The sequence below is a fragment of the Parabacteroides gordonii MS-1 = DSM 23371 genome (genome assembly GCF_000969825.1).
Taxonomy (GTDB): Bacteria; Bacteroidota; Bacteroidia; order Bacteroidales; family Tannerellaceae; genus Parabacteroides; species Parabacteroides gordonii.
The window spans coordinates 44,902-69,699 of sequence record NZ_KQ033921.1; the positions used below are offsets into that span (position 1 = coordinate 44,902).

A 24,798-nucleotide genomic window follows, 5' to 3' on the forward strand; every position below is an offset into this window, starting at 1 on the left:
GGGGTGAAACCATTTTAAGGCACCTCTTAATTAGTATGTAAACCGGCTTTACTTAAGATATTTTCATCGGAGTATTTATAAAATTATGCGGCAAAGATAAGAATACTTTTTGTATATATCCAAATATTATGCAAATTCAATCTAAAACTATGTTTGCCTCCCACCCTCCCCTTTATTAGTCTGTCAGGGACGGAAAAACGGTAACCGCTTATCTTCTTCAGCAAATAAAATGGCTGTTTTCACCAATGCCAGATGAGAATAAGCCTGCGGGAAATTCCCCAATTGTTCTTTTGTATCGAAGTCGATATCTTCACTGAACAATCCCAAATGGTTCGAATATTTCAGTATCTCATCAAACAAAAGCCTGGCCTCATCTTTCCGTCCGGTAACAAACAAGGCTTGTATCAGCCAGAACGTACAGATCGTAAAAGCAGAGGAAGGCATACCGAAATCATCCGCACTATTATAGCGATACATCAGTCCTTTATGGAAAAGAGCCTTTTTCACGGCATCAACAGTCTTAATATACCGTACATCATCCGCCTGAATAAACCCGTAAGGCTCCATCAATAACAGAGACGAATCCAATGCCAGGTTATCATACGTCTGGGAGAAACTCTGTATCTCCTCTTTCCAACCCTGTTCAAACACGTCTTTCCGTATTTCATCCGCTTCCTTTTGCCAGAGTTCGCAATAACCGGGTTTATCCAATAAAGAAGCAATCCGGACTCCACGATCCAAAGCCACCCAGCACATCACCTTCGAGGATACGAAGTGACGGCTCTCCCCTCTGATCTCCCAGATACCTTTATCCGGCTTCCTCCAATCGTCCGTCACCATAGAAAGGATGCTTTTCACCATTTCCCACATATCTTCTATTTCATCCAACGTTCCGGGCATCAAACGATAATACTGGTAGATCAGATCCATCAGGTAACCGAACGAATCATTCTGCCGTTGATGGTAAGCGTCGTTGCCGATCCTTACCGGCCCGGAGTTTTTATAGCCGGACAGATGGGATAAAATTGTCTCTGTCAATAACCGTTCTCCCCGGATGCCATACATAATCTGATAGGACTCATGACGGGCAACAAAGGTAGATTGTATGAAACGCATAAAACGTTTAGCCGCCCCTGCATGGCCGATTTGGAATAAGGTTTCGATTGACATGGATGCATCCCTCAGCCAGCAGAAGCGGTAATCCCAGTTACGCACGTCCCCGATCGTTTCCGGAAGACTGGTGGTAAGAGCTGCCAGAACAGCTCCGTTATAGTACGACATCAACTTCAGTATCAACAGACTGCGTTCGATGACTTCGTTATATAAGGTATATTTCTTTGTCCGGTTCGTCCAGTTCAACCAATAAACAAGCGTACGGCAATATTCCAGTTTTTCCCGTTCGATATCGATCGGTATCACCTTTTCATTATAAGAAAGAAGGAAGAATTCATCCTTTTCGAGGACGATCTCCTTCTGCTCGACAATATGCATTAAGGGTATGGAAGAATACAAATATTGACGGTCTTTATTTTCAAAACAACAATAGGTTTCAAGATATTGCGAAGTCATGTTATAAACGACCTTTCCCCGGGCATAGTTCGGGGCCGGATTGTAATCCACCTTAAAACGGGGAGCGCCTTTTACCGGATGGATATACCGGTAAAGTTCTGCCGGAAGATAATGTTCATTGTCTCTCGAACGGTAACAAGGCATAAAATCCAAGACCACAAACTCATCTGTTTCAGAATAAAAACGGGTTTGCAGGATATTGGTATGAGGCATGTACGATTGTGATATCTGATAACTTTCATCCACTTCAAACCCGAAGTTTCCACCTTTCTCCCTGTCGAGCAGAGAGGCAAAAACAGACGGGGAGTCAAAATCAGGCAAACACAACCATTCGATGTTCCCCGTTTCCGAGATAAGAGCTGCCGTACGGCAATTACCTATAACTCCATAATTCAGATTATTCATATCGATTGTTTTATATTATTACTCAGTAATCCTTTGAAAAAGCCAAAAGCCGATTTGATACGGTCTTTTACATTTTTCTTCTTCTCTACCACATGGCGGTCGATAATACTTTGCAGAAACGGTAAGACCTCCGCCTGCGAAGTCAGATTGTAATTCGCTACATCCGACACATTACCGACCTTGATTGTTACCGAATTACCCGGCAAGGCACGAAACATATCCTCATCCGTCGTATCATCCCCGATCGCCAGTATGAAATCATAATGCCGTTGCCGCATCAGCCGGTTTACTTCAGAACCTTTATTATAATCAGGAGATTTGATCTCTACGACTTTATCTCCCTGCATAATTTGCAGATGGAGAGGCATGCAGATGGAAACCAAAGCATTGACCAACTGCTGCGCCCGCAACGAACCGAGCCAAACATCGCATTCCCGGTAATGCCATGCCAAAGCAGTTTCTTTTATTTCCAGACGGGCACGGGGAGTCTTTTCCACAAACTTGTGCAAGACAGACAATAAACCGTCATCCCAGACTTCCTTTTTCCTTATGTTCTTATGCCACACCCCATCCTCTTTATAGAATGCACCATGTTCAGCGGCGAAAGAAACAGGCAAACTTCCCAGCCATTTATCCAAAGTGAGATGATCCCGTCCGCTATTGATGACAATATGGTTGGCCGGATCATCCGAGAGATCTTTTAAGAATGCAAGCAGTTCCCCAGTTGGACAAGCCTCTTCGGGACGAGCTGCAAGAGCCGCCAACGTACCGTCATAATCGAAAAGAAGTAAACGTTCGCGGGTTTCACGATAAGCCTTGCGGATCGTCTCCACCGTTCGGGCAGATATGAGTTTGCGGCGAAGCTGTTGGTTTTTCAATCCGGTGTCGTTCAATTCGTTTACAAAATCTCCCGCCCATTTGTTTACCGTCTGTACCGAAATGATCTCCTGCATACGTTGCAAACGCATTCTCTGTTCATCTTCCGGCATTTCCAATGCCCGGCAAATGGCTTCATCTATCTGTTCGGCATCATTGGGATTGATCAGCAATGCATCCGTCATTTCTACTGCGGCACCCGCCATTTCACTTAATATCAGGACACCGGTGGTATCAGATTTCGTTGCCACATATTCCTTAGCCACCAGGTTCATACCGTCACGCAAAGGAGTAACCAGTGCCACATCGGCTACATAATACATTGCTGTCAGTTCTTCCAGTGAGAAACTATGATAAAAATAACAGACGGGCGTCCAGTCCATCGTCGAGTAACGTCCGTTGATCGAACCGATCTCCTCATCTATTTTCGTCTTCAGTGTCGCATAACTTCCTACGTGGTCGCGTGACGGGACGATGACCATCGCCAGGGTCACTTTTCCATGATACTCGGGATGCTTTTCGAGAAAAGAGGAAAATCCCCATAACCGGTGTAAGATACCTTTGCTGTAATCCAGCCGGTCGACAGACAAGATCAGTTTATTATTCCCGAACTGTTTACGGGTACGGTCGATAGCCGACCTGACTTCCGGCTTACGGAAAGCTTCATGGTACAGTTCATAATTAATGCCCATCGGCAATGCATCCACCCGGACAATACGGTTACACAACTGTATTTCATCCAGTTTGAAGTCGATACGAAGTACGCGTTCCACGGCACTGATAAAATGCCGCATATAGTCATGTGTATGGAAAGCGATAAAATCCGCTCCCAGCAATCCGTTCAATATCTCCGCCCGTTCCGGCAAAATACGGAATAACTCATAGGAAGGAAAAGGAATATGGTGGAAATAACCGATATTTAGTTCCGGACAAGCCTTCCGCAACATCGCAGGAAGCAGCATCAACTGATAATCCTGTATCCATACCTTGTCACCGGGCTTTACCCAACGGCATATCTCATCACAAAAAAGCTGATTAACCTCCTGATAGGATTGCCAGAAACTATTCTTATAAAGGGTATATACGAAGAAATAATGGCACAAAGGCCAGATCGTACTATTGCTATATCCTTCATAATACTTCTCGATATGCGAACCGGATAAAAAGACCGGGTGAAAGTTCATTTCTTCCAGTTTAGCACCGATCTCCTGCTTTTCTTCCGGTTTGTCCACACATATTCCCGGCCATCCTATCCAATGTTTCTCACAGGAAGTCTGAAGAGAATCCAAGCCGGTTGCCAATCCGCCTTCGCTCCGGGATAATGCGAAGGTTCCATTCTGATCGGCTACTTTAACCGGTAATCTGTTTGATATTATATAGAGTTTCATACAGATTACAGGGCAAAGGGTATGCCAGAAGAACTTATTACGTTTATACAACTTGATAATCAGCATACAACAAGAATACAACACGACATATACAGATTGGTTTCCCTTTCAAAATGGAGTTGTCTTTTTCATTTTGAAAGGGGGGATTAAGAATATTCGTGTGTATCATTAAGGATTGTGACCGAAAACATATGAATGCTATTGCTTTGCTGATAACATCTATCGATGAGCCAATAGATAAAATGAATGGAGAAATCAGATCCGTTTCCCGTTATTATTATAAATTTGTAAACATACAATAAGAACATAACAAAAAGAAAAAGGTAATTATGAGTAGATTATACATTCTGTTGTGCCTGTTGCTTTGTTCCGGTATTTTATCGGCACAATCACCGGACAGCAATTCCGAGAAGATAACCATGCGAGGTAAACCTGTCACCTTATTAGGCACAAAGGCTTATGTAGGTGAAACAGCTCCTGATTTTACAGGGATAGACGGGAAGATGAAAGAAGTAAAGTTATCCGACTTCAAAGGGAAAGTTGTTATACTGTCCGTATTCCCGTCGGTCGATACAAAGGTTTGTGCCGCCCAGACGAGGAAGTTTAACGAAGAGGCTTCCGGTTTAGGAGAGGATGTGGTTGTACTCACCCTGTCGAAAGATTTACCGTTTGCCCTGGAACGTTTCTGTGCGGCGGAAGGTATCGACCGTATTTATACGCTGTCGGATTACAAGGAAAGTGAGTTCGGTATGAATTACGGTTTTCTTATGAAGGAAAATAAATTGCTTGCCCGCGGTGTGGTTGTGGTCGGTAAAGACGGCAAAATATCTTATGTACAGTATGTAAAAGAGATCGGACAGGAACCGGATTATAAAGCGGCTATAGCAGCTGCGAAGAAGGCGAAGTAAACAAAAGAGTCATGCTCATATAAGTTCCATCTGGTACATAAAATATACACTCTTACTAAAAATGAAACAAACAAAAATATCAGGTATTATAGAAGTCATAGTAGCCATAATAGCTAGTAGTTCTAAAGTTATCTCTATATTTCATACTGCATACAGTACATATACAAATCATTTATTTCAAAAAAATCGGCATAAGGCGCAAAGAAAAGCAAAGTTCTACATAAATAAATGCAGGTCAGCATCTTGTATGCAGGGCGGGTTGAAGCAGGCTTCGGCATAAAAAGCCTGAAAACACCCCTTTCGGACAAAGTTCGGCTACTAAACAGCTACCGGTTCCGAAACGGGGTATATGCGACATAACGAGTTCTGTTTCATCGCTTTGCCTTGTTTTGCATAGCTCTTGGTAAGAAATAAGTAACTACCTTTAGAAACGAAAATTTTAGAGTTATGGAAACAAAGAGAAGTACGTTTGCGACCTCGTTCTACATCAAGAGATCCGCAGTGAGAAACCGGGACGGGAAAGCCCCCATCATGGTGAAAATCTCCGTTGACGGCGATGACAAGGCAGTGGGAACCAAGCTGTTTGTTACTCCCGACCTCTGGGAGAACGGCAAGGCGAAAGGCAAGTCCGCCGAGGCAAACGAGATAAACGGGCAACTGAAGGAGGTCTCCGCCCGGCTCACCAACCACTACCACCGCATCCTCCGGGAAGAGGATTTCGTCACCGCCGAGAAGCTGCGCAACGCCTTCCTCGGTGTCGGCGTGATGGAGAACTGCATCCTCAAAGACTTCGGGAACATGAACCGGGAGTTCGGGGCGATGGTGGAGAAAGGGCAGCGAGCCAAGTCCACCTACAACAAGTATCTGGCTGTTTACAACCATTTCAAGACCTTCCTTTGGGAGAAGAAGAAGCGCACCGACATGGCTTACAAGGAACTGACCAAGGAAATCATCACCGATTTCGACAAGTACCTGCGGGTAGAGAAAGGGCTGAGTGCCAATACCCTCTGGATATACACCATGCCCCTGCTCAGCCTGACCGACAAGGCGTGGCGGCGTGGAATCGTCCGCACCGACCCCTTCGGCGAGTACAGCCTTGAGATGCAGGAGACCGACCGGGGCTATCTCACGGAAGAGGAGCTGCGCACCTTGGCTAACGCCGTGTTCGTCAAGAAACAGACCAGCCTCGTGCGGGACATGTTCCTCTTCGGGTGTTTCACCGGGCTTAGCTACATTGACATAAAGACGCTCACCCATGACAAGATACAGCGCATGGACTTCGACGGCGAGGAATGGATCATCACCCGGCGCACCAAGACCCGTGTATCGAGCAACGTTCCCCTCATGGAGATTGCCAAGGAGCTGATAGAGAGGTACAGGGGGCTTGCCGGGGGCGACCTTGTCTTCCCCATGCCCAGCAACAGCGTGTGCAACACCCACCTCAAACGGATAGCCAAAGCCTGCGGCATCCACAAGGAGATCGGCTTCCACCTGAGCCGCCACACCTTCGCCACGACCGTCTATCTCTGCAACGGCGGCACCATCGAGGCGCTCTCCAAGATACTCGGGCACAAGCACATTTCCACGACCCAGATCTACGCCGAGGTGACCAACAGGATGGTAAGCTCCGATTTCCGGGCGATCTCCGGCAACCTTGCCGCCATGCAGCGGAGCGTGCTGGAGAAGAAGGACAGGAAGCAGGACGGGAAGCGGGTGCGCCGCTCCCTCCGGGAAACGGCTTGACGCCTTTCTCCGGTGCAGAATGCGGCAAAGGCAGGAACTTCCGATGCGGTGTCCCTGCCTTTGCTGCATTTCCCGATGCACACCCCCGTGCGTTTATGTTGGACTTTTCCCCCGTTTGCGCTTTGGGCGCATGTCCACGTAGTTCTCCTCCAGCATACGCAGCAGATCCGACTGGCGGTAGAGCGTCTTGCCCGGCAGCGATATGTACGGGATCAGCCGTTGCGTGCGGTAGTCCTGCAACGTTCTCGGCGTGATGTGCAGCAGCCTGCACACGTCCTCGCCCGTGAGATAGACCTCGCCGTTCATCGCCGGGCGGAAGTGCGCCGTTACCGTGTCAAGGTACCTCATGCCTTCCTCCAGTGCCTCGAAGTACGCCCGTACCTCTTCCGTGTCCCTTGTGATCACTTCCATCTCACTCGTCCTCCGTCATTTCCCGGCTCATGGTTTCCACGAACGCCTCCACGTCCTCCGTCCGGTAGTAAATCTTGTGGTTGATCTGGCTGTACGGCAGCAGCCCCCGGTCACGGTAGGTCTGCAATGTCCGCTTGCTGATGCCTAATTTCTCGCACACGTCCGCCCCGTCCATCCAGTTCATCTTTTCGGGCGGGCGGTAGCGGGCGCAAAGCTCCCTCACGTGCTGCGAAAAGCTGCCGAACCGTTCCTTCATCTCCTCGAAGGTCTTTCTCTCGATGCTTACTATTTCCATTGTCCCGATACGTTTTTATGGTTATACTTCCCTGCAAATATACCGGTCTGTATATGTCCGTGTATCAAAACCGTACCGCTTGTCCTCGTTTTGCTTCACGTTTGTAGCCTTGTCACGTTCCGGGCGGTGAAAAGCAGGGAGAAGCTCTACATATCCGCACGCCCTTCCGCATATTTTCCGCCCTTTCCGCTTGCCGTGTGCCGGACATTTCGCATATTTGTAACCGACCAAACATCATCACTATGGACGAGGCTGTCTTTATCGCGCAATACACCTTCCTTGCCACTCCTGCGGTCATCGAGGAGGAGAGCCGCATCTTGGGCAAGATCGCACGCCGCCTGCGCTGCGAGTACGTCATCCGTTTCGAGGACGACGGCAAGTTCTATTTCCTGCTGGAGACCCGTTCCGGCTACGAGGAGCATTTCGCCCGGTGCGGCTGGTACATCGTCAGCCAGACCGACTTCAACAGCCGCCTGACCATCGGCATGGGCTTGTACGAGAGCGGGAACTTGGCGGGATTCATGTACAGGCTCGATTCCGGCAGCGAGGACGAGGCACGTTTCTGGAACAATATCCTTGTCTTCACTTTCTTCAATGACTTCCGCAAGGCGTTCTTTCCGCTCGACAACCGCTTTCAGGGTTTCTTCCGCTTGGACGGCAGCTTGTGTTTATACCTTTATGACTATTGCCCCGTCCGGCGGAACGACAAGATCACCTTCGAGGGGAAGAAGGTGTCGAACGCCGTCTGGCGTTTCAAGAGCGGTGAGCAGACCGACCTCTTCGTCAAGCTCTTCTCCATCGCCGCCAGCCGCATCCGGGCGATTCAGGAGAACAGGCACTGTGCCGTGCTGGTTCCCGTCCCGGCATCCACACGGGAGAAGCACCGCACCCGATACGAGGCGTTCTGCCGCAAGCTCTCGGCGGACATGGGAGTTGCCGACGGGTACGGGGCGATAACCGTCGCTTATGACCGGGCGCAATACAAGGGCACGCACGGGAACGGAGACCGCACCGCCAATCTGGAGTTCCACCCCGAATATTTCAAGGACAAATGTGTTTTATTGGTAGATGACGTGCTTACAACCGGCTCTACATTTCTTCAGCTAAGGCGCAAGCTGATCGAGCACGGTGCAAAGTTCGTGATAGGCATGTTTCTTGCCAAGACAATCGCTTTCGAGGACGAGCGGAAGGATCTATCCATAAATGACTATACAAATCCAACAACATCGAAGTAGTGTCAGTACAAAATGTACCAGCAGTATTTTTCCGCTATACTTGAAACGATAGCAGGCAGATGCGATAAAGCCGATGGCACTCCAACCAATCGCCACCCAGCCCGTAAGGATATAGTTTTCGGAAGATTCATAGCTCCAACTTAATCCTTCACAACCTATCGGGTAAAGTTCCGGATGCTTTGAGAATTGTATAGAGTCAGCGACAACCGCCCACAGCAACAGCAGACAGCATAGCCCCCACAATATCCTTGATATTGATTGTAGTTTCATTTATGTCGTTTCTGTTTTATAGTTGTAGCCATATCTTTTATATTTTTGCTTTATTCCTAATATTCAGAGAATAATTAACCTTTCAAAGACGATTTATTCGTTTGTTTTTGTATTATTTTATTTCTAAACAACATGTATGATACCAATAAACAAAGTAAAAATGGAATTGTAATATTATACAAACACATTGTTCCTGAAAATAAGAGTATTAAGATTGGAATAATAAAAAATGATAGAAAACTGCATAAGCTGTTACGTCTTATTTTTGCAAAACAATTCAAAAACAAAGTGGTTGATCCAACAGACAATATCAAAACTCCAAGAATTGACCATGTCAATAGCATGCCTTTATAAGTAGTATCAAGATTATCGTTTGGTACAGGTTTCGTGCTTTGAGCTGTCAGCCAAGTAATTCCCAAAGTACACAATAGGCTGGCACATAATATTCCAAACCATATTTTTAGTAAAAGATTGAATATAAAATATTTCTGTTTCATGTTCTTATTACAGCTAATGGTTTACAGCATCCCGCATATTCCATTTCATTCAATCACAAATATAAAAAACAAGAGCGAAACTTCGGAATATTCGGTTTCCCTTTTTTCCAAAGTATGCTTTAAAGCAGTTTTATAAATGGTTATTGAGGCGTTCCCCTCCGGGGCAGGCTTTCCGTTATAAGTCCTCGCAGAGGTATGGGATTTTTCCCCGGTTTGCGCTCAATCCTTAGCGCATGGCTGTTTCGTCCTGACGTCCGCTGTCAACCGCTCCGTGTCGGCATTTCAAGTTATCGTGAATGGTCTAACTTGATGTACCAGCCTGCCTTGACGGGCTTGTACAGCGTGGTGTCGTTGTACGTCCTGCGATAGATCTCGTTCAGGTCGCCGTGTTCGGTGATACGGATATTCCGGCGGCTTTCCAATCCGGGATCGTAAACGAAACTCTTGGACGTTCCCGCATCCACGATGCCGTGGGAATAGTACGGCATAACGAGGCTCACATATACCGAATCCGCCGTTTCCCATTCCCTGCGGTCAACAAGGACAAGACCGCATCCAATCTCTGCCAACAGGGAATCGAGCTGTATTCGGTCTGGCTTCAGCAGCCCATATACCGGGAGGTCTTGTTCGTCATTTGATTCATGGTATATATCGCTTTGCTCTGTTGAATCAAGTATAATGACCTCTTCCGGAGAAAGCGGCGGGTAGTGGAAACTGCCTTCTGAACTCTCTGACATGATTTCGTACACCTTGCGGAACGCCGCCTCGTGCGTGGTAAAGTGGCGTATCATTTCCTCGTCGCTCGGTGGCATGGGCGGCTCTCCGCAACTTGCGGCAAACAGGCTTGCTAAAAGCAGGATTATGGCGAATGTTCTCATATTTTTATGTAGATGATGCTTGGCAGCGCTTCGCTTTAAGCGGCAGTGCTGTTTGTTATCTAAATCTTAATGTCTTTATTGGCAAAATCAAGGCACTATTTCGTAAACGGTTCGCTCATTGTTCCTGAAAATGGTATGCTCAATCTGGCTTCCGACCTTTACGATACTGTCTATATCCGCATTGACTTTCAGGCTAAGGACGGGAGCGTATTTCAGATGTTCGTAATCGACCGGAGTATTGTTATAGGTTGTTTCGACAATAGGATAATTATGTTCCTTTGCGAACTGTTTCAAGGTATCTATGTAAGGAAGCTGCTCTTTATCCATAGCTTCAAAATCTATGTAAAATTTTCCGTTCTCCAGCACAAAGTAGATGCAGTCCACACCATTGGAACAAATACCTATAAAATCATAATCAGTATTTCCTGCCTGCACGTTTCTCAATACATCCGGCAGTTTGTCTATCGTAATCCGGGCAGCAACCGGGATATTGGAGTTTATACCGTCGTTTTGCGTCACTCGTTTATTCCCATGCCCGCAACTCAATAAACTTAAGATAGAAGTAAATATTCCCATAATTTTTAAGTATCTCATAGTTTTATGCTTATTATTAAATAGATAATGTTTGGCAGCGTTCCGCTTTAAGCGGTTTGTACTGTTTGTAATTGGAGTTATTCCATTTTATACATTTTTTTCTCCCAACTTTTTAATTCTTGAAGAACAGGCTTGGGATTATGTAATATTTGATTAAGAAACTCTGTAAAGGTTGGTTCCAACACTTTAACTTCTTGGGTCTCACAATCAAAGAGAAAAACTCCCCCTTCTTTATTCTCATCATCAGTCAATTTAAGAACAATCACGCCATGATCAGAATACCGTCCTATTGCAAAATACCCTTCATCAAGAATTTCCTCCTGCATTTCTTGGTTTTCCTCAATCAGGATTTTATCCCATGAATGTATTGGCTTCGGATAGAGGAAAACATCTATATCCCAAAATATTTCATAGAAATGTTTATATTTCAAATAGCTTTTATAGGAAAGAGGAAGAATGACATTCAGCTCACCTTCCAACTTATCAATATCTTCGTCTGAAATCTGGCTATCTATCGCTTTCCATATATGATCTTTTTCAGTTATGATATCCACCATATAATTGGTATGTCCCGGTTGAGTCACATATATTTTAGGCGATTTTCCTTCAAGCAGGTTATTGTCCAGAAAATCCTGCATCTCCGGTTCTATGGTTGGTTCATAAGAAGCAACATACATTAGGTATTCTTTATGCTCCTGAACAAGTTCCAGACATTTGTCTATGTAACTCCTTATTGTCGTCTCATTTTTGATGCTTGAAACTTTCCCTGTTTTTAATGTCGGTGTTCTACGAGTATTTTTCCGGCATTCTTCCTGCTCTGTTTTGTTTTCCGGATTCACCAATTTCATAGCGAATTTTTCCTTGATAATGATATTTTTTAACTTTTCACTGATGAACCATTCGTATGTATCTTTCGTATCTCTTGCTATATAGAAATCTTTCAAACAGCGGTTTGCTATAATGGGTGGAATAGAAAATAGGCTGCTATCATCATTTTGGGCTTGTAGCTCTGTTTGTTGGTGATCTATTACATTCATATAATTAAGAATTTTAGCAGCATAAAAGTCTTTCTTCTGATTTTCGCAGCATATCTCTATGGGATAAAAAATAACTTCGTCTTTTAAAATATGGCTTAGTCTATCTACAAATCTTTGGCTGAAAATGGGAAAGCAACAGAAGGTACGTAAAAAATCACATTTGTCTAAATCTTTTTTTGTCAGACCTTCTTGAGCAATACCTTTCAATTTGGTGTATTTCAAAAATCGCCCATCACCATTATTATGATTGAAGTAATTATATATTCTATCATAATTACCTTGAATTATGATTATAGTGTTCGATTTTCTCAGAACCGATTCTATTTTGTATATTCTTTCCATAATGATTTACTCCAATAACATGTAATTCTTTACATTTTCCGCTATTATCTTCGCTCAATTACAAATATATATCATAAGGGCGAAACTTCGGAATATTCGGTCTTCCTTTTTTCAAGGTATGCTCAAAAGCAGTTTTTGCGGGCGGTTGTTTGGGCGTTCCCCTTCGGGTCGGTCTTTCCGCTGCAAGTCCTCGCTATGCTGTGGGCTTTCCCCTGCAATCCCTAACGTGGGTGAAAGGGTTTTCACTTTCTTGCGCTTGCACCTTGGCGCACGGGCTGTCCCGTCCCGGCGTCCGTTTCCGACCATTCCGGCAGGCTGCATGGCCGAAGCCGGACATCGGGGCGGAAGGACAAACGGGACACGTCCGTGCCATCACACGGGATGAAGTTCATCATCGGCATATCCCTTGCCAGACCATCGCTTTCGAGGATGAACGGGAATAGCTATTTCACTTTTGCGGTAATTTCATCTATCGGGTTTGTAATTTTCTCAATGGAATACTTTTCTATCAATCTTCTATTTGCCGCTTCTGTCTTTAATTTCTCATTGATTAATTTTAGTTGGGGCAGATCCGATTGGCAGCATTCGTTCAAGTATTCTATTTCAGTGCCATAGGAGGTATATTTATAACGAGACTGCAAAAAATGCAGAAAGGTGTTGCGTGATTCGTTAGACAATCCCAAAATACTTTTTGAAACCTTGTCCGCATCAGCCTCTTGGAATATTGAAGTATCCCTATAAAGACGCTGTTTGACCGGGATTGCATCATTCAATGCCAGATTCAGGCGTTCGCAAGTTTCATCCGTCAGATTTTCCAGCATGGCAGACACTTTATTAGGACATTTCTCAAATCTTTGCTCGAATAGTTTTTGAAAATACGCAACCAGTACATTCAAAATTCGATCTGAACCAATATTAGAATGATTCCTTCTTGCACCCGCATGTACCTTTGAGCTACAATTCAACAAACCCTCCATGTCGTTGATACCTTCCATCAGCCTGTCTATGGAGTGCTTGCCTTGGGCAATGATGTCTTCCTCGGATACGTGAACAAGGTTGTCGCTATATAAAACCGATAGTACAGATATAATGACAAACAATTCTTTTAGATCAACGCTTTTATCCGCAAAGTAATACCGTACCGTTTCCTCGTAATGTTTCTCGTATTCTTCGTTATCCAGTCTCCAATAATCATACAGATAGTCCCAACTATTCAAACTTGCGTCTTCGGCAGCAAAGTATTGCTGCAAATAGGTTGTGTCAAAATACCCGCTTTCCAGATAGCAGACAATTTCATTGACGATAAAATCACTGAAAATATCCAACCGCTTGCCTATCTCTATAAAATGGTATTTGGAGAGGATTTTTTCACGCTCCTCATTTTTCTCTTTATCTGGGAACATATTGTGCAGGCTGTTGAACAGGCTCGCAATTTCGGTATTTCCACCCTTATACTCGCAGTAAACGGCGACAAAATTTGCCAATAGTGATGTTATGATAAGTTTGTATTTGGGAGATTCATGATAATGTTCCGGCAAAGCCATGATTATCCTGTGGTAATCGTTCAGACATTGCCGAAGGACTCTTAAATTATCGAATTTAGAGGCGTGGAATATCTTGATTATAAGCTCTTTGTTTTCAGACAATAGGTTTCTGTTGTTGGCGGATATTTCGCCAATGAAAAAATCGAGTGTCTCCTCTATATTCACTTTAATCTCGAAAGTGCGCCCGATGGTCTTTTCCTTGAAATCCTTGAATTTCAAATTAGATTTTTCGCCCTCTTTTTCGGAAATCTTGTTCTCATCGCCAATGATGATGACCTTGCATTTACAATGTTCCGAAAAGTAATTGATGTATCCCAACAAGGTTTCCAGTTTTACATCACATCTTTCAAGGTCGTCAAAAATCAGAATCTTGTTTCCTTTTATTTCGGAATTTTCTTCTTTCAACAACAAAATGGAGTCCAAGTCACAGGTTACACTTCCTTCATCCTTGCCGTCACCGTCAATGTCGTATTTCAAAGCGATTTTCGAGGCGGCTTTTAATATATTCTTGGCAAGTTTCATTCCCTTGCTGTACAACCACGGGGATATTTCCTTGTTGATTTGTTCTGTGATTTGCTGGGTAGTGGTCAAACCGTATAAAGACACATAAATAGGCTGCCATTTTAACTTGTCCGCATCTCTGTTATTTTTCAGTTGCTCCATCCATTGACGGATGAAAAACGTTTTGCCGCATCCCCAAGCGCCTCGCAACATGATGGCATATTGCGGATCGGGTATTTCCGCATATTCATTTAAAAAGGTGAGTATGTTTCTATTCATAACCATGTTCATTAGAGGTTTCAAAGTTACGGAAAAGAGTCGTAGTGTTCGGCAACCTTCCGCTTGTTCAGTCGGCTTGCTGTTTGTTATAATCAATCATATCACCGAAAAATCATTAATAGGCTTATAAGAGTATTTCACCCTAAAGCCTTCATCATCCCAGTTTCGGGCGGCGATAATCGCATGTGTCAAATCCAGCCGATATGTTTTAAGGCATGATTTGATTGCGGATACAGCCCGTTCTTCCTCCACGACTATACAATAAATATTCAATTTGCCGTTATCTATTGCAAAACTTTCGACTACACCTATACCTCGCCAGCCCAAATGTTCTTTTAGATACTCTGAAACTTTGTCTTTTAACCATTTATCCCGTTTGTTCCCATCCTTGCTTTTCAATAGATATTGAACTACTATCGTACATAATTGATTTTCGGACAACTTTGTATATCCTTCACTCGCACATACATTACTAAAATCCTGTAAACGTATAGCTGCTTCTTTCTCTGTCATACTTGTTTTCGCAATAGTTCCAACATATCCAACTTTTCCAGAATGCTCAATTAGAACCTTATCGGCATTTTCATACCACATTTCCTTGTAGTATAGACCTTTTGTTTCAATTTGTTTATATAGCGTTATCATGATATGATTGGTTATAATGTTTTGCAGCGTTCCGCTTTAAATGTTTCATCTGTTTGTCAGCAATCTTGTTTTTTTACCATATACCAACTTCACAAATACCCTTGAATCTATCTAATACCATTCCGTTTTTTTTATCACTTCCCAAATTTACACTTATATGCTTGAGGTTAGGAAGATTTTCAGGAATTATATTATCCAATACATCAAAAGGCAATTGCAAGAGTAAGTTTTTTAAATTCTCGTGGTATAAAGGAAAACTTTGTAACCGTTTCATATTGGCAAGAGACATACCGGTTAAAGAATGAAGGTTGCTTAAATCCGGCATTTCTTCAACATTGCTAAGTCCGTCTAAACCAATAGATCTTAGTTCTTTCAAGTCCAATAAAAAATTAAGATTCAATATTTTCGGAGAACGGTATATATCTATGCTTCTTAAATTTGGTGCCTTAATACCTAAATGTGCCCCATCCTTTAAATTAAAACAAGTTAATGTTTCCAAGTTTGGTAAGCAGGATAATATGTTTGAATCTAACCCTTTTATTTTTAAGCGTTTCAGTCTGTTCAGCTTGTTCAATGTAGGATATTGATATTTCGTTATAGGATAAAAACTCATACAGAGTTCTTCCAGTTTCTCCAATGAAACAAGTTCGTCAATACAGAGTTTATTATCATATAGTGCATCAATAACTATACTCCTCAAATTTCTGAATATTGAAATTCCTTCAATTGTTTTCAGAATATTCTCGGTGTAATTATACGATTCAACTCCTATTATATTGTCACTTATACATTCAAAATAGGAGAAAGCAATCAGATTGTTGTTATTTGAACGCATTACCAATGTTACTTCTGTCGTTTCATTGATTATAGCTTCTTTTAGAAGTTTCAATTTCTCTATGTCAGGTTGTTCTTCTATCAACAATCGCAACTTATTATCTTCATGCTTTAATCCGATAATCTGTTCTTCTGTATATTGATTTAATTTTTCAATGAACATATAATTTGTATTTACAGGGTTGCTAATGTCTGGTGGATAATCATCATTAAATGAGATTGATCCGCTTGTTATCCGTCTCATTCCTTTTTTAATGATGAAATAAACGATTCAAAATCACTCGCCAATAAGGAAAGAGCTACTTCTTCCATTTCCAAGAAATAGATTTTACCTTCAGCTTTGTCAAAAACGAAATAATTGCCGAATGGATCTATAGCAAATGGTATTACAGTATTCGGGATTATATCACTCAAATCAGTTATTGTCGCCGAATACGTCAAGTCTTCAAATTCTGTGGACTTTATGGGCAGAAAGAAATCCACCACATAATCCTGACTATTTTGAGTGTATATCGTTTTATTTGGTTGACCTCCGTTATTGGCAAGAAGGAACGATTTGATTTCCTGCGGGAAAATAAATTTGTTTTTCCGCTCAACATCAGCTATATCCTTAGCTGTAATTGATTCTGATTTATTGTTAAATTCAAGTTCCATTTTATTTTTTATTTTGACGGATAATGTTTGGTGGATAACCGACCATTTCGAGAGCAATTAATCCGCTTTTATCTGCCCATTCTATTCTTCTCATTGTTCAAAATGGATATTATTCTCTGCGACATATTTCTTAATCGGCTCAACTATATCGGTAACGTAGTTTGTGCACTTAAAAAATTCTCTAAATATCCAACCTCCTTCACTTGCTTTGGCTAATGGAACCAAAGTTTCTTCAATGAACTCTTCATGGTTGCACAAGAGAGAACAGATTACTCCTAAGCTAAACTGTTTATCTGCATATATATGTTGAATATGACCCGAATTTGAGTAAAAATCTATAATTTTTGTATATTGTTTGACAAAAGGTATGATATACGGAAAAAAATCCTTTTTCAAATCGTTTAAGAATCTCTCAACGTTAGGAGTCTTGTCACTCTTATTCCCGAAAAAATAATCCATATCCATTAGATGCTGCTTAAACCAATCAATATTATTATCAAAGCAAACTATGATGTTACCACCAGCGTCTTTTTTATTTAATGGTTCTAATACAAGACTACATAAATATGGATTCTTTATTTTAGCTGATACACCCATACAAAAAGTGTTTTTACCGGCATATCCACCTTGGGTTGTTTGAAAGTAAAACTCAATACTACAATCGTTTTCCACTATGTAAGTAAAGTAGTCTTTATTCTTTTTTGCTTTGACCACATTTACAGGAAGCATCTCTTGTATTCTTGTAAACATGTATTTTAGGACTTCCGCTTTAGTTTCCATATCACTTTTTTTAGTTCATATTATTGGGCAGATAATGTCCGACAGCGTTCCGCTTTAAGCGGTAGTGCTGTGTGTTAGTGATTCATTTATGTTCTCAATTTCCATATCAAGAAAGGTTACATACCATTCTATAAATGATATTCTTTGCCCATCTTTCAATTTCGGTACAAGTCCACTATAATCAGCTCGTCCATCAAACCAAATATGTCCTTTTTCATTTCCATTCACCACCAATAGAAATGTACATCCATGTCCGAAATGACTTATTTGCAGACAGCCTGCAATATGTGCGGTACTAATATACGCATTAACAATTTCCGTTTCCGGGTATCCCTCGTTCCAATTAAAGGAGGTTATCCATTCTTCATTCCAACTATCTTGATATGGGAATTTTTCATTCAAGGAAATATTAGGTTTGTCTCTTAATTTGAAATCAACAATAGCTTTATCAAGAGGCAATAATCCATATCCCGGTCCGAAACCTCCATTTCCTATTTCAGAAATAAAAGTTCTGTAATCATCAGGAAGAGTTATACAATGTTTATGCTCAAACCCCTTAATATCTTCTTCAGATAGACAAGGATTATAAGATACCTCTTGTTCCTTTACTCCAAAAGATGCAAATTCTTTATGGCGTCTTATGAAAGCCAATTTTTCTAATATTTCCTTTTTTTGATTCATAATCACTGACATGTAATTATCCACGTTTTCCGCTATTATCTTCGCTCAATTACAAATATATATCATAAGGGCGAAACTTCGGAATATTCGGTCTTCCTTTTTTCAAGGTATGCTTAAAAGCAGTTTTTGCGGGCGGTTGTTTGGGCGTTCCCCTTCGGGTCGGGCTTTCCGCTGCAAGTCCTCGCTATGCTGTGGGCTTTCCCCTGCAATCCCTAACGTGGGTGAAAGGGCTTTCACTGTCTTGCGCTTACACCTTGGCGCACGGGCTGTCCCGTCCCGGCGTCCGTTTCCGACCACTTCGGCAGGCTGCATGGCCGAAGCCGGACATCGGGCGGAAGGACAAACGGAACACATCCGTCCGTGCCGTCACACGGGGCTTCGGCTGTTCGCCGAAACCTCCCGTGCCCCGTCCCGCCCGAAAGAGTTCCCCGGCGTTTGTCCGGCAGCCGGAACCTGACCGTCCTCCCATATACTTCTCCCGCCCGTATCTCCTTGCCTTGGGAAACGGGCGTTCCCGGCTCTCCGGAAGGCTTCTTTTTCCTGCACCCGGAAAGTAACTTACCATTGGCTGAAATGACTGACAGGGCATTTTTTCCCTAAGCTGATTGGAAAAACATTGACGAAGGTAGGCGGAGGTGAAAGCAAATCCGCAAAAAATGCCAAATCTCCACCCGGCGGGTAGTATTTACCATTTTTTCAGATGGTTGCAATTCACCTTTTCCGCTATCAATGATGGTCAATGTTCTTCCCAATCAGCCAAGGGAAAAAAATTGGTTGGGGCGACAAGCGATGAAAACAGAGTAATAACGATTAAAATTTGTGAGTTATGGCAACAACGAACAGCACTATCGAAAAGATTGCACCGATGTTCACCGATTTGTTAATCAAGAAAATCGAGTGCTTGAAAACGGATTGGCAAAAACCGTGGATAGCGAGCCTTGAACAAGGTTTGCCCCGCAACATCAGAGGAACGCTCTATAACGGCGGCAATGTCTTGATGTTATTGTTCTACACCGAGTTTATGAAATTCACTTTGCCCGTGTTCCTCACGTTCAACCAAGCAAAGGAGGAGGACTTGAGCGTCAGCAAGGGCGCACGTTCGTTCCCCGTCTATTATTGGTTCAAGTTCGTGGTACACAAGGAAACGAAAAAGACAATCAAGTACGAGGAATACCGCAAGCTGACCGCAGCCGAGCAGGAAAATTACAAGGTCATCCCGCAGATGAAGTATTACAATGTCTTCAACATCGACCAGACCGATTTTGCAGGGAAATACCCCGAACGCTACGAGCGCATGAAAAAGGGAGAGCACCCCGAAGACTATTCGGACGGGATGATTTACGAGGCGTTGGACGAACTTGTCTGTCTGCAAAATTGGTATTGCCCCATCAAGGTGCAGTATTCGGACAGTGCCTACTATTCGCCCTCTTCCGACCATATCGTTTGCCCGCAGCGTGAGCAGTTCCCGCAGGGAGCGGAATATTACGGCACGCTCCTGCACGAGATGGCGCACAGCACGGGAAGCCCCCAACGGCTGAACCGCACGTTCGGCAGCTTCTTCGGGGATGCGCTCTACGCCCGTGAGGAACTTGTCGCCGAACTTACCGCAGCCCTTTGCGGTGCGTTCTTCGGCTACGCAGCCGCACCGCAGGAGAACAACGCCGCCTATCTGAAACACTGGCTCACCAAGCTAAAGGAAGAACCCGCCTTTTTGGTGGAGATATTGGGGGACGTGAACAAGGCGGCGAAGATGATTGCCGACAAGGTAACCGAACCGATGAACGAACCCGCAGCAGCCTAAGCGGGACAACAAAGAACAAGAGTATCAACCAACGGGCGGAGCAGTCCGCCCCACTAAAGACATAAGACGATGAAAACATTATCGGAAAAGGAATTTAACGGGTTAAACATAAAAGTTATGTTTACCGAGAAGGTGGAACAGGCAAAAAAAGAGCTGTCTCCACTCATGCAGGAGATAAGGAAGTACATGCCCCAAGCGGAATACGGCTACCACGTGGTAAGCGGTGAATACCCCGCATTTTACGGCGTGCGCATAGAGTTCACGTACAACGGCATCCGTTTTCATGTGTACAAGATAAACAAAGAGAACAAGTACAAGATAGCCGCCGACATGGAACACTTTGAATATGTCAACCGCTACGACATCGAAAGGGCGGGCAGCCAATACGAAAAGCCGTGCAATATCGGCGTGTTCACCGCCAAGAAAATAAACGATTGGATAAACTACTGCACGCAGATATACAGGCAGGTGGAGCAGGAAAATGCGGAGAACTCGAAAAAGGTAGCCGACTTCTTGAAAAGTATCGAGAACGAACCCGTAAGCTGGGAACGTAGAAACTATGCGAAAGGGACGATAACCCGCAACGGCTTGCGCTTCACTTTCTACATAGAGAAAGGACACCTCTCCTTTGAACTGTCCCTAAGTTATCGGGGAACGGCTGATTACGACACGTTCCGGCTGTTGGCTGATAACCGCTATATCCCGTAAGGGAACTGTTAAAGAACCACGGGCGGAGCAATCCGCCCGACAATACCCAAGAACATGAAAACGGCATTTGTTTACAAACTGATATACCGCCTAATCCTTTGGGCTTCGGTGGCTTATTTCCTTACCACCGCCGCAGGGCAGCTTTTCGCCTTGTTGCTTGTCGTGGCTCTGTTTTACTTCGTGGCACGGCTTGTTTTCGCCCTTGCGTGGCGGCTGTTTGTCGGCTTCGTGTTCGTACTGATAATCATTCTTTTAATACTCTAATATTTACCGATATGGAAACAAGGACATGGACAGAAAACGGAACACCCGTTACCAAAGAAAAGACGGTAGCCTTTTCGGGACACCGCACCAACCGTATAGCCAAGTTCACGACAGACCGTGAGAAACTCTTCAGGGAGGTGGCGTTCGACACGTTCGCAGCCATCGAAAGTTATTGTATCAAAAAAGGCTACGACACCTTTTTGTCGGGAATGTGCGAGGGCTTCGACCTTATCGCAGCAGAGGAAGTATTGAACCTCAAAAAAAGATACCCGCATATCCGTCTGAAATGCGTTGTCCCCTTCAAGGGACAAGCCGAACGGTACACCCAAGCCGACAAGCAGCGTTACGACACCATTTTGGCGCAAGCCGATGAAGTGGTAACCTTGCAGGACGGATATACCGAGGGCTGTTTCCTGCGCCGTAACGACTACCTTTTGGAAAACTCCGCTTTTCTGATGGTCTATTACGATACGGTAGCCATAGGCGGCACGTTCTACACCCTCAAACGGGCAGTAGAGCAGAAAAAGAAGTTCGCGAACGTATGCTATAACCGCAGGTAGCCCCGTAAGGGCGGATTTTCCGCCCGCTACTTTCTTTCGTGAGCCGGAGCGGGAAAAGAAAGATAGCAAAGAAACCGATTTCCCGAACGGAACGGTTTGTCAAAAATCAAAAAGAACAACTATAAACAATCAACTTAAAAATAACAGATTATGAAGACAAAAGCAAATCAATCAGCAGCAGATAAAAACATCACGATGGTAGCATTGGCAGACATTCAGCCGAGCGGTTTCAACCCACGCAAGCGTTTCGATGAAGCAGCCCTTTACGAACTTGCCGAGAGCATCAAACGGCAGGGCGTGTTGCAGCCCATCACCGTGCGCCCCGTTGACGGGACAGACCGTTACGGGATTGTTTTCGGGGAACGCCGTTACCGTGCGTCCGTCATTGCGGGCAGGGACGAAATTCCCGCAATCGTAACCGAGTTGTCGGACGAGGAAGCCGAGGAAATGGCGATTACCGAGAACTTGCAGCGCAAGGACGTGACACCCGTGGAGGAAGCCGCAGCCTATCAACGGCTTATCGAGAGCGGACGCCATACCGTGCAGACCTTGGCGCAACTCTTCGGAAAGAACGAGAACTACATCCGCACACGGCTGAAATTCACCGCCCTTATCCCCGAAATCGCCGCCCTTTTGGAGGCGGACGAGCTGACCATCAGCGTGGCGGCTGAAATCTGCCGATACGGGGAGGACATTCAGCGTGAGGTGTACGAGAAGCATTTGCAGGACGAGGGAACGTACAACAGTTGGCGGGGACTGAAAGCCGCCGATGTCGCAAGGCGCATCGAACAGAACTTCACCACCGACCTGCAATACTACCGCTTCGACAAGACCGAGTGCGCTACGTGCGCACACAACACCAACAACCTGCTGCTGTTCCGTGATGGCGGGTGCGGGCATTGCGCCAACCGCACGTGCCTTGCCGAAATGAACGCATCCTACCTCATGGAGCGGGCTGTGCAAATCATGCAGACCCAGCCGGGCGTGTCGCTCTGCCGTGACCGCTACTGCACCAACGAAACGGTGGCAGAACGGCTAATCGCTTCGGGCTACGAGGTGGAGACCCTTGACAGGTACACCGCCTTTCCAAACTGCCCGAAAGAACCCAAAGCCGAAAATTTCAACGACCCCGAACGCTACGGGGAAGCCCGCACCCGCTACGAGCAGCAATGGGCGGACTACATGGAGCAGGAGGAGGAAATCACCCGCAGGAGCGAAGCGGGGGAAATCACCGTCTATGCCAAAATCGGGCAGAAGGAGATTGACTTCTGCTATGTGGAGAACGTGACCGAAGCGCAGACAGCGGACGGAAAGCCCGCACCCGCACCGCTCTCACCCGTGGAGAAATTGGAGAAGCAGGACGAGCGCAACAAGGAAATCGCACTCGAACGCACGGTGGAAGACACCAAGAAACAAATCCTCGAAGCCGACATCACGGGCGGCAAGTTCAGTGCGGACGAAGATACCATGTTGTACTTCTTCCTTCTGTCCTCGCTCCGTAAGGAACACTTCGCAGCCGTGGGGATTGCGGAAGACAAGCAGTATATCACGGACGAGGACAAGATGGGGATTATCGGCAATCTCACCGTGAGGATGAAGACCATCATCCGCAGGGACTTCCTTGTAGCCAACTTCAAGGGAGCGTGCGGCAACAACACCGTGGCGACCCTCTTGCTTGACTTCGCACGCAGGCACATGCCGGAGGAACTCGCCAACATCGAAAGGGAGTACAACGGGGTGTACGAGAAGCGACACCAGCGCATCGAGGAAAAGAAAGCCGTCCTCTTGGTGCAGGAACGGGCAAGGGAGCGCAAGGTAACGCAACCCGAAGAAGAACCGCAAACCGAAGAGATTGCAGCCTAAGGACAAAGGGCAGGGCGGAGAAATCCGCCCGCTACTTTCTTTCGTGAGCCGTAGCGAAAAAGAAAGATAGCAAAGAAACCGATTTTTCAACTTTCAAATTTTGATAACAATGAAGCAGGAAATCAGACAGAACGGGAAAACCGTCCTTTACAGCGGGGACGGTCATAGCATCCCCATGATATTCAACAACCTTGTCGGGAAGAACCTCAAAGGCAGGGAGTATTCGGACTATATCGCTCTCGTAGCCATTCCCGACATGGGATTTACCTACGGGAAGATAGCGTATTATTCGGACGGGAATTTAATCGCAACGGGGGAAATCAAGCCATAACATTCCCCCTCTATGTTTCATCGCCGCAGGTCCGGGACGGGTAGCGATCCGCCCGGACTTCTATTTTTACCCGCCCGTGGGAAAGGATTGACCCGACATTCCGGACGCACTTCTTTTTCTTTCGGTGAGCCGGATGCGGACAAAGACAAAGAAGCAAAAAGAAACCCCTTGACCCACCGGATTTTTAGCCAAGCTCCACACTCATTTTTTAGCAAATCTACGGGGAAAAACGGACAAGTCGCAAGGCTGAACCTGACGGTTTTGCGCACAATCTCCACACCTTTGGGTCGTATTCCACGCAAAAGCCTTGCATGAAGTCCGCTCTTTCCCCGTGCCCCAAAGCAAAAAATAAATGTTTCACTTTTAATTTTTGCATTATGAATACACTGTCTTTTCCTCAAATCACCGTAAGTTACAAGGACGCTGACGCATCCAAGAGAGTTAAAATCCACTCTTCCAAGGAGTCTTACGACATCCTCAAGCCCTTCTACGAGGACTGTATGCAGCACCACGAGGAGTGCTGGGCGATGTACCTGAACCGGGCAGGCAAGCTGCTGGGCGTTTCGTGCATCTCACGCAGCGGGATAGACTGTACGGTGGTGGACATACGCATCGTCCTCCAGACGGCTCTCGTTTCCCATGCTTCGGGAATCATCCTCTCGCACAACCACCCGTCCGGCTCGACGGTGGCAAGCACACAGGACAACAACCTGACCAGCCAGTTGAAGAAAGGCTGCGAGGCAATCGGCATCCGCCTTTTGGACCACATCATACTGACCGAGGACACCTACCTCAGCTACACCGACGAGGGGATGCTTTAAGCACCCCCTTTTTTGTTCGCTATTCGTTTTGCACTTCTTTTCTTTCGTGAGCGGGGCGGAAAAAGAACAAGAAGCAAAAGAAAC

General features: G+C 45.0%; 27 protein-coding genes. 12 read left to right on the forward strand and 15 right to left on the reverse strand.

Annotated features, from left to right (window positions below; translation table 11 throughout):
• Positions 1-183: 183 nt before the first annotated feature.
• Positions 184-1,974 (reverse strand): glycoside hydrolase family 15 protein, encoded by a 1,791-nt coding sequence (locus tag HMPREF1536_RS24510; protein WP_028728667.1) that lies wholly within the window; start codon positions 1,972-1,974, stop codon positions 184-186.
• Positions 1,971-4,238 carry a bifunctional alpha,alpha-trehalose-phosphate synthase (UDP-forming)/trehalose-phosphatase gene (locus HMPREF1536_RS24515; protein WP_028728668.1) on the reverse strand — a complete coding sequence of 756 codons (2,268 nt, stop codon included), beginning with the start codon at positions 4,236-4,238 and terminating at the stop codon, positions 1,971-1,973. Before HMPREF1536_RS24515 ends, HMPREF1536_RS24510 begins: the two co-directional genes overlap by 4 nt.
• A gap of 329 nt (positions 4,239-4,567) precedes the next feature.
• Here HMPREF1536_RS24515 and tpx point away from each other — a divergent pair, with 329 nt between their 5' ends.
• Together tpx and HMPREF1536_RS24525 are read left to right on the forward strand one after the other, a co-directional pair.
• Positions 4,568-5,146, forward strand: a complete 579-nt coding sequence (gene tpx / locus HMPREF1536_RS24520) for a thiol peroxidase (RefSeq protein WP_081693360.1) — start codon at positions 4,568-4,570, stop codon at positions 5,144-5,146.
• Between the two features lie 447 nt (positions 5,147-5,593).
• Positions 5,594-6,889: a site-specific integrase gene (locus HMPREF1536_RS24525; protein ID WP_028728670.1), complete on the forward strand. Its 1,296-nt coding sequence runs from the start codon at positions 5,594-5,596 to the stop codon at positions 6,887-6,889.
• Positions 6,890-6,982: 93 nt separating this feature from the next.
• Here the strand turns inward: HMPREF1536_RS24525 and HMPREF1536_RS24530 are convergent, their stop codons facing one another.
• Both HMPREF1536_RS24530 and HMPREF1536_RS24535 read right to left on the reverse strand, forming a co-directional pair.
• Entirely contained in the window at positions 6,983-7,300 is a 318-nt protein-coding gene (locus HMPREF1536_RS24530) for a helix-turn-helix domain-containing protein (protein ID WP_005858007.1), read from the reverse strand.
• Position 7,301: 1 nt separating this feature from the next.
• The gene (locus HMPREF1536_RS24535; protein ID WP_028728671.1) at positions 7,302-7,595 is read right to left on the reverse strand and encodes a helix-turn-helix domain-containing protein; all 294 of its coding nucleotides are present in this window, start codon (positions 7,593-7,595) and stop codon (positions 7,302-7,304) included.
• Between the two features lie 242 nt (positions 7,596-7,837).
• Between HMPREF1536_RS24535 and HMPREF1536_RS24540 the strand changes: the two genes are divergently transcribed.
• Complete coding sequence (locus tag HMPREF1536_RS24540; RefSeq protein ID WP_028728672.1) at positions 7,838-8,830, forward strand: ComF family protein; 993 nt, start codon at positions 7,838-7,840, stop codon at positions 8,828-8,830.
• Here the strand turns inward: HMPREF1536_RS24540 and HMPREF1536_RS27345 are convergent.
• Positions 8,789-9,100: a hypothetical protein gene (locus HMPREF1536_RS27345; RefSeq protein WP_081693363.1), complete on the reverse strand. Its 312-nt coding sequence runs from the start codon at positions 9,098-9,100 to the stop codon at positions 8,789-8,791. The genes HMPREF1536_RS24540 and HMPREF1536_RS27345 overlap by 42 nt on opposite strands.
• Before the next feature lie 132 nt (positions 9,101-9,232).
• Between HMPREF1536_RS27345 and HMPREF1536_RS24545 the strand changes: the two genes are divergently transcribed.
• The gene (locus tag HMPREF1536_RS24545) at positions 9,233-9,454 is read left to right on the forward strand and encodes a hypothetical protein (RefSeq protein WP_028728673.1); all 222 of its coding nucleotides are present in this window, start codon (positions 9,233-9,235) and stop codon (positions 9,452-9,454) included.
• A 430-nt stretch (positions 9,455-9,884) separates the two neighbouring features.
• Here HMPREF1536_RS24545 and HMPREF1536_RS24550 read toward each other — a convergent pair whose 3' ends face one another.
• From HMPREF1536_RS24550 to HMPREF1536_RS28305, 3 genes are all read right to left on the reverse strand, one after another.
• Positions 9,885-10,475 carry a DUF4948 family protein gene (locus HMPREF1536_RS24550; RefSeq protein ID WP_028728674.1) on the reverse strand — a complete coding sequence of 197 codons (591 nt, stop codon included), beginning with the start codon at positions 10,473-10,475 and terminating at the stop codon, positions 9,885-9,887.
• 87 nt (positions 10,476-10,562) lie between these two features.
• Positions 10,563-11,069 carry a hypothetical protein gene (locus HMPREF1536_RS24555; protein ID WP_028728675.1) on the reverse strand — a complete coding sequence of 169 codons (507 nt, stop codon included), beginning with the start codon at positions 11,067-11,069 and terminating at the stop codon, positions 10,563-10,565.
• A 77-nt stretch (positions 11,070-11,146) separates the two neighbouring features.
• Positions 11,147-12,448, reverse strand: a complete 1,302-nt coding sequence (locus HMPREF1536_RS28305; protein WP_225608009.1) for an SMI1/KNR4 family protein — start codon at positions 12,446-12,448, stop codon at positions 11,147-11,149.
• 230 nt (positions 12,449-12,678) lie between these two features.
• Here HMPREF1536_RS28305 and HMPREF1536_RS28010 point away from each other — a divergent pair, with 230 nt between their 5' ends.
• Positions 12,679-12,891 (forward strand): hypothetical protein, encoded by a 213-nt coding sequence (locus HMPREF1536_RS28010; protein WP_199884266.1) that lies wholly within the window; start codon positions 12,679-12,681, stop codon positions 12,889-12,891.
• Here HMPREF1536_RS28010 and HMPREF1536_RS24565 read toward each other — a convergent pair whose 3' ends face one another.
• From HMPREF1536_RS24565 to HMPREF1536_RS24595, 7 genes are all read right to left on the reverse strand, one after another.
• On the reverse strand, positions 12,892-14,772 hold the full coding sequence (locus HMPREF1536_RS24565; protein ID WP_028728677.1) for a P-loop NTPase fold protein: 1,881 nt from the start codon (positions 14,770-14,772) through the stop codon (positions 12,892-12,894).
• Between the two features lie 96 nt (positions 14,773-14,868).
• Complete coding sequence (locus HMPREF1536_RS24570) at positions 14,869-15,417, reverse strand: hypothetical protein (protein ID WP_009041193.1); 549 nt, start codon at positions 15,415-15,417, stop codon at positions 14,869-14,871.
• Between the two features lie 73 nt (positions 15,418-15,490).
• Positions 15,491-16,495, reverse strand: a complete 1,005-nt coding sequence (locus tag HMPREF1536_RS24575; protein WP_028728678.1) for a hypothetical protein — start codon at positions 16,493-16,495, stop codon at positions 15,491-15,493.
• The gene (locus HMPREF1536_RS24580; RefSeq protein ID WP_005842523.1) at positions 16,492-16,905 is read right to left on the reverse strand and encodes an SMI1/KNR4 family protein; all 414 of its coding nucleotides are present in this window, start codon (positions 16,903-16,905) and stop codon (positions 16,492-16,494) included. Before HMPREF1536_RS24580 ends, HMPREF1536_RS24575 begins: the two co-directional genes overlap by 4 nt.
• Positions 16,906-16,995: 90 nt before the next feature.
• Entirely contained in the window at positions 16,996-17,685 is a 690-nt protein-coding gene (locus tag HMPREF1536_RS24585) for a hypothetical protein (protein WP_008620113.1), read from the reverse strand.
• A gap of 54 nt (positions 17,686-17,739) precedes the next feature.
• Positions 17,740-18,366 (reverse strand): SMI1/KNR4 family protein, encoded by a 627-nt coding sequence (locus HMPREF1536_RS24590; protein WP_044192787.1) that lies wholly within the window; start codon positions 18,364-18,366, stop codon positions 17,740-17,742.
• Between the two features lie 247 nt (positions 18,367-18,613).
• Complete coding sequence (locus tag HMPREF1536_RS24595; protein ID WP_028728680.1) at positions 18,614-18,931, reverse strand: hypothetical protein; 318 nt, start codon at positions 18,929-18,931, stop codon at positions 18,614-18,616.
• A 261-nt stretch (positions 18,932-19,192) separates the two neighbouring features.
• Between HMPREF1536_RS24595 and HMPREF1536_RS24600 the strand changes: the two genes are divergently transcribed.
• The 7 genes from HMPREF1536_RS24600 (at position 19,193) to HMPREF1536_RS24630 (ending at position 24,714) form a co-directional block, all read left to right on the forward strand.
• Positions 19,193-20,167, forward strand: coding sequence for an ArdC family protein (locus tag HMPREF1536_RS24600; protein WP_028728681.1), 975 nt, complete (start codon positions 19,193-19,195; stop codon positions 20,165-20,167).
• A 69-nt stretch (positions 20,168-20,236) separates the two neighbouring features.
• Entirely contained in the window at positions 20,237-20,875 is a 639-nt protein-coding gene (locus HMPREF1536_RS24605; RefSeq protein WP_028728682.1) for a hypothetical protein, read from the forward strand.
• A 54-nt stretch (positions 20,876-20,929) separates the two neighbouring features.
• Positions 20,930-21,139, forward strand: a complete 210-nt coding sequence (locus tag HMPREF1536_RS24610; protein WP_028728683.1) for a hypothetical protein — start codon at positions 20,930-20,932, stop codon at positions 21,137-21,139.
• An 11-nt stretch (positions 21,140-21,150) separates the two neighbouring features.
• The gene (locus HMPREF1536_RS24615) at positions 21,151-21,699 is read left to right on the forward strand and encodes an SLOG family protein (protein WP_028728684.1); all 549 of its coding nucleotides are present in this window, start codon (positions 21,151-21,153) and stop codon (positions 21,697-21,699) included.
• A gap of 150 nt (positions 21,700-21,849) precedes the next feature.
• Positions 21,850-23,562: a ParB/RepB/Spo0J family partition protein gene (locus HMPREF1536_RS24620; protein WP_028728685.1), complete on the forward strand. Its 1,713-nt coding sequence runs from the start codon at positions 21,850-21,852 to the stop codon at positions 23,560-23,562.
• Between the two features lie 109 nt (positions 23,563-23,671).
• A complete protein-coding gene (locus tag HMPREF1536_RS24625) occupies positions 23,672-23,893 on the forward strand; it encodes a DUF7688 family protein (protein ID WP_028728686.1) in 222 nt (73 codons plus the stop codon).
• A gap of 377 nt (positions 23,894-24,270) precedes the next feature.
• On the forward strand, positions 24,271-24,714 hold the full coding sequence (locus tag HMPREF1536_RS24630) for a JAB domain-containing protein (protein ID WP_028728687.1): 444 nt from the start codon (positions 24,271-24,273) through the stop codon (positions 24,712-24,714).
• Positions 24,715-24,798 lie beyond the last annotated feature (84 nt).

Coding starts and splice junctions, on each gene's coding strand:
- HMPREF1536_RS24545 (WP_028728673.1), top strand. CDS start 9,233: ATGTATGATACCAATAAACAAAGTAAAAATGGAATTGTAATATTATAC.
- HMPREF1536_RS24595 (WP_028728680.1), bottom strand. CDS start 18,931: ATGGTAAGTTACTTTCCGGGTGCAGGAAAAAGAAGCCTTCCGGAGAGC.
- tpx (WP_081693360.1), top strand. CDS start 4,568: ATGAGTAGATTATACATTCTGTTGTGCCTGTTGCTTTGTTCCGGTATT.
- HMPREF1536_RS24515 (WP_028728668.1), bottom strand. CDS start 4,238: ATGAAACTCTATATAATATCAAACAGATTACCGGTTAAAGTAGCCGAT.
- HMPREF1536_RS24610 (WP_028728683.1), top strand. CDS start 20,930: ATGAAAACGGCATTTGTTTACAAACTGATATACCGCCTAATCCTTTGG.
- HMPREF1536_RS24570 (WP_009041193.1), bottom strand. CDS start 15,417: ATGATAACGCTATATAAACAAATTGAAACAAAAGGTCTATACTACAAG.
- HMPREF1536_RS24605 (WP_028728682.1), top strand. CDS start 20,237: ATGAAAACATTATCGGAAAAGGAATTTAACGGGTTAAACATAAAAGTT.
- HMPREF1536_RS24540 (WP_028728672.1), top strand. CDS start 7,838: ATGGACGAGGCTGTCTTTATCGCGCAATACACCTTCCTTGCCACTCCT.
- HMPREF1536_RS24550 (WP_028728674.1), bottom strand. CDS start 10,475: ATGAGAACATTCGCCATAATCCTGCTTTTAGCAAGCCTGTTTGCCGCA.
- HMPREF1536_RS24565 (WP_028728677.1), bottom strand. CDS start 14,772: ATGAATAGAAACATACTCACCTTTTTAAATGAATATGCGGAAATACCC.
- HMPREF1536_RS24580 (WP_005842523.1), bottom strand. CDS start 16,905: ATGGAACTTGAATTTAACAATAAATCAGAATCAATTACAGCTAAGGAT.
- HMPREF1536_RS24575 (WP_028728678.1), bottom strand. CDS start 16,495: ATGAGACGGATAACAAGCGGATCAATCTCATTTAATGATGATTATCCA.
- HMPREF1536_RS24585 (WP_008620113.1), bottom strand. CDS start 17,685: ATGGAAACTAAAGCGGAAGTCCTAAAATACATGTTTACAAGAATACAA.
- HMPREF1536_RS24630 (WP_028728687.1), top strand. CDS start 24,271: ATGAATACACTGTCTTTTCCTCAAATCACCGTAAGTTACAAGGACGCT.
- HMPREF1536_RS24525 (WP_028728670.1), top strand. CDS start 5,594: ATGGAAACAAAGAGAAGTACGTTTGCGACCTCGTTCTACATCAAGAGA.
- HMPREF1536_RS24535 (WP_028728671.1), bottom strand. CDS start 7,595: ATGGAAATAGTAAGCATCGAGAGAAAGACCTTCGAGGAGATGAAGGAA.
- HMPREF1536_RS24590 (WP_044192787.1), bottom strand. CDS start 18,366: ATGAATCAAAAAAAGGAAATATTAGAAAAATTGGCTTTCATAAGACGC.
- HMPREF1536_RS24615 (WP_028728684.1), top strand. CDS start 21,151: ATGGAAACAAGGACATGGACAGAAAACGGAACACCCGTTACCAAAGAA.
- HMPREF1536_RS24510 (WP_028728667.1), bottom strand. CDS start 1,974: ATGAATAATCTGAATTATGGAGTTATAGGTAATTGCCGTACGGCAGCT.
- HMPREF1536_RS28305 (WP_225608009.1), bottom strand. CDS start 12,448: ATGGAAAGAATATACAAAATAGAATCGGTTCTGAGAAAATCGAACACT.
- HMPREF1536_RS27345 (WP_081693363.1), bottom strand. CDS start 9,100: ATGAAACTACAATCAATATCAAGGATATTGTGGGGGCTATGCTGTCTG.
- HMPREF1536_RS24530 (WP_005858007.1), bottom strand. CDS start 7,300: ATGGAAGTGATCACAAGGGACACGGAAGAGGTACGGGCGTACTTCGAG.
- HMPREF1536_RS24555 (WP_028728675.1), bottom strand. CDS start 11,069: ATGAGATACTTAAAAATTATGGGAATATTTACTTCTATCTTAAGTTTA.
- HMPREF1536_RS24600 (WP_028728681.1), top strand. CDS start 19,193: ATGGCAACAACGAACAGCACTATCGAAAAGATTGCACCGATGTTCACC.
- HMPREF1536_RS24625 (WP_028728686.1), top strand. CDS start 23,672: ATGAAGCAGGAAATCAGACAGAACGGGAAAACCGTCCTTTACAGCGGG.
- HMPREF1536_RS24620 (WP_028728685.1), top strand. CDS start 21,850: ATGAAGACAAAAGCAAATCAATCAGCAGCAGATAAAAACATCACGATG.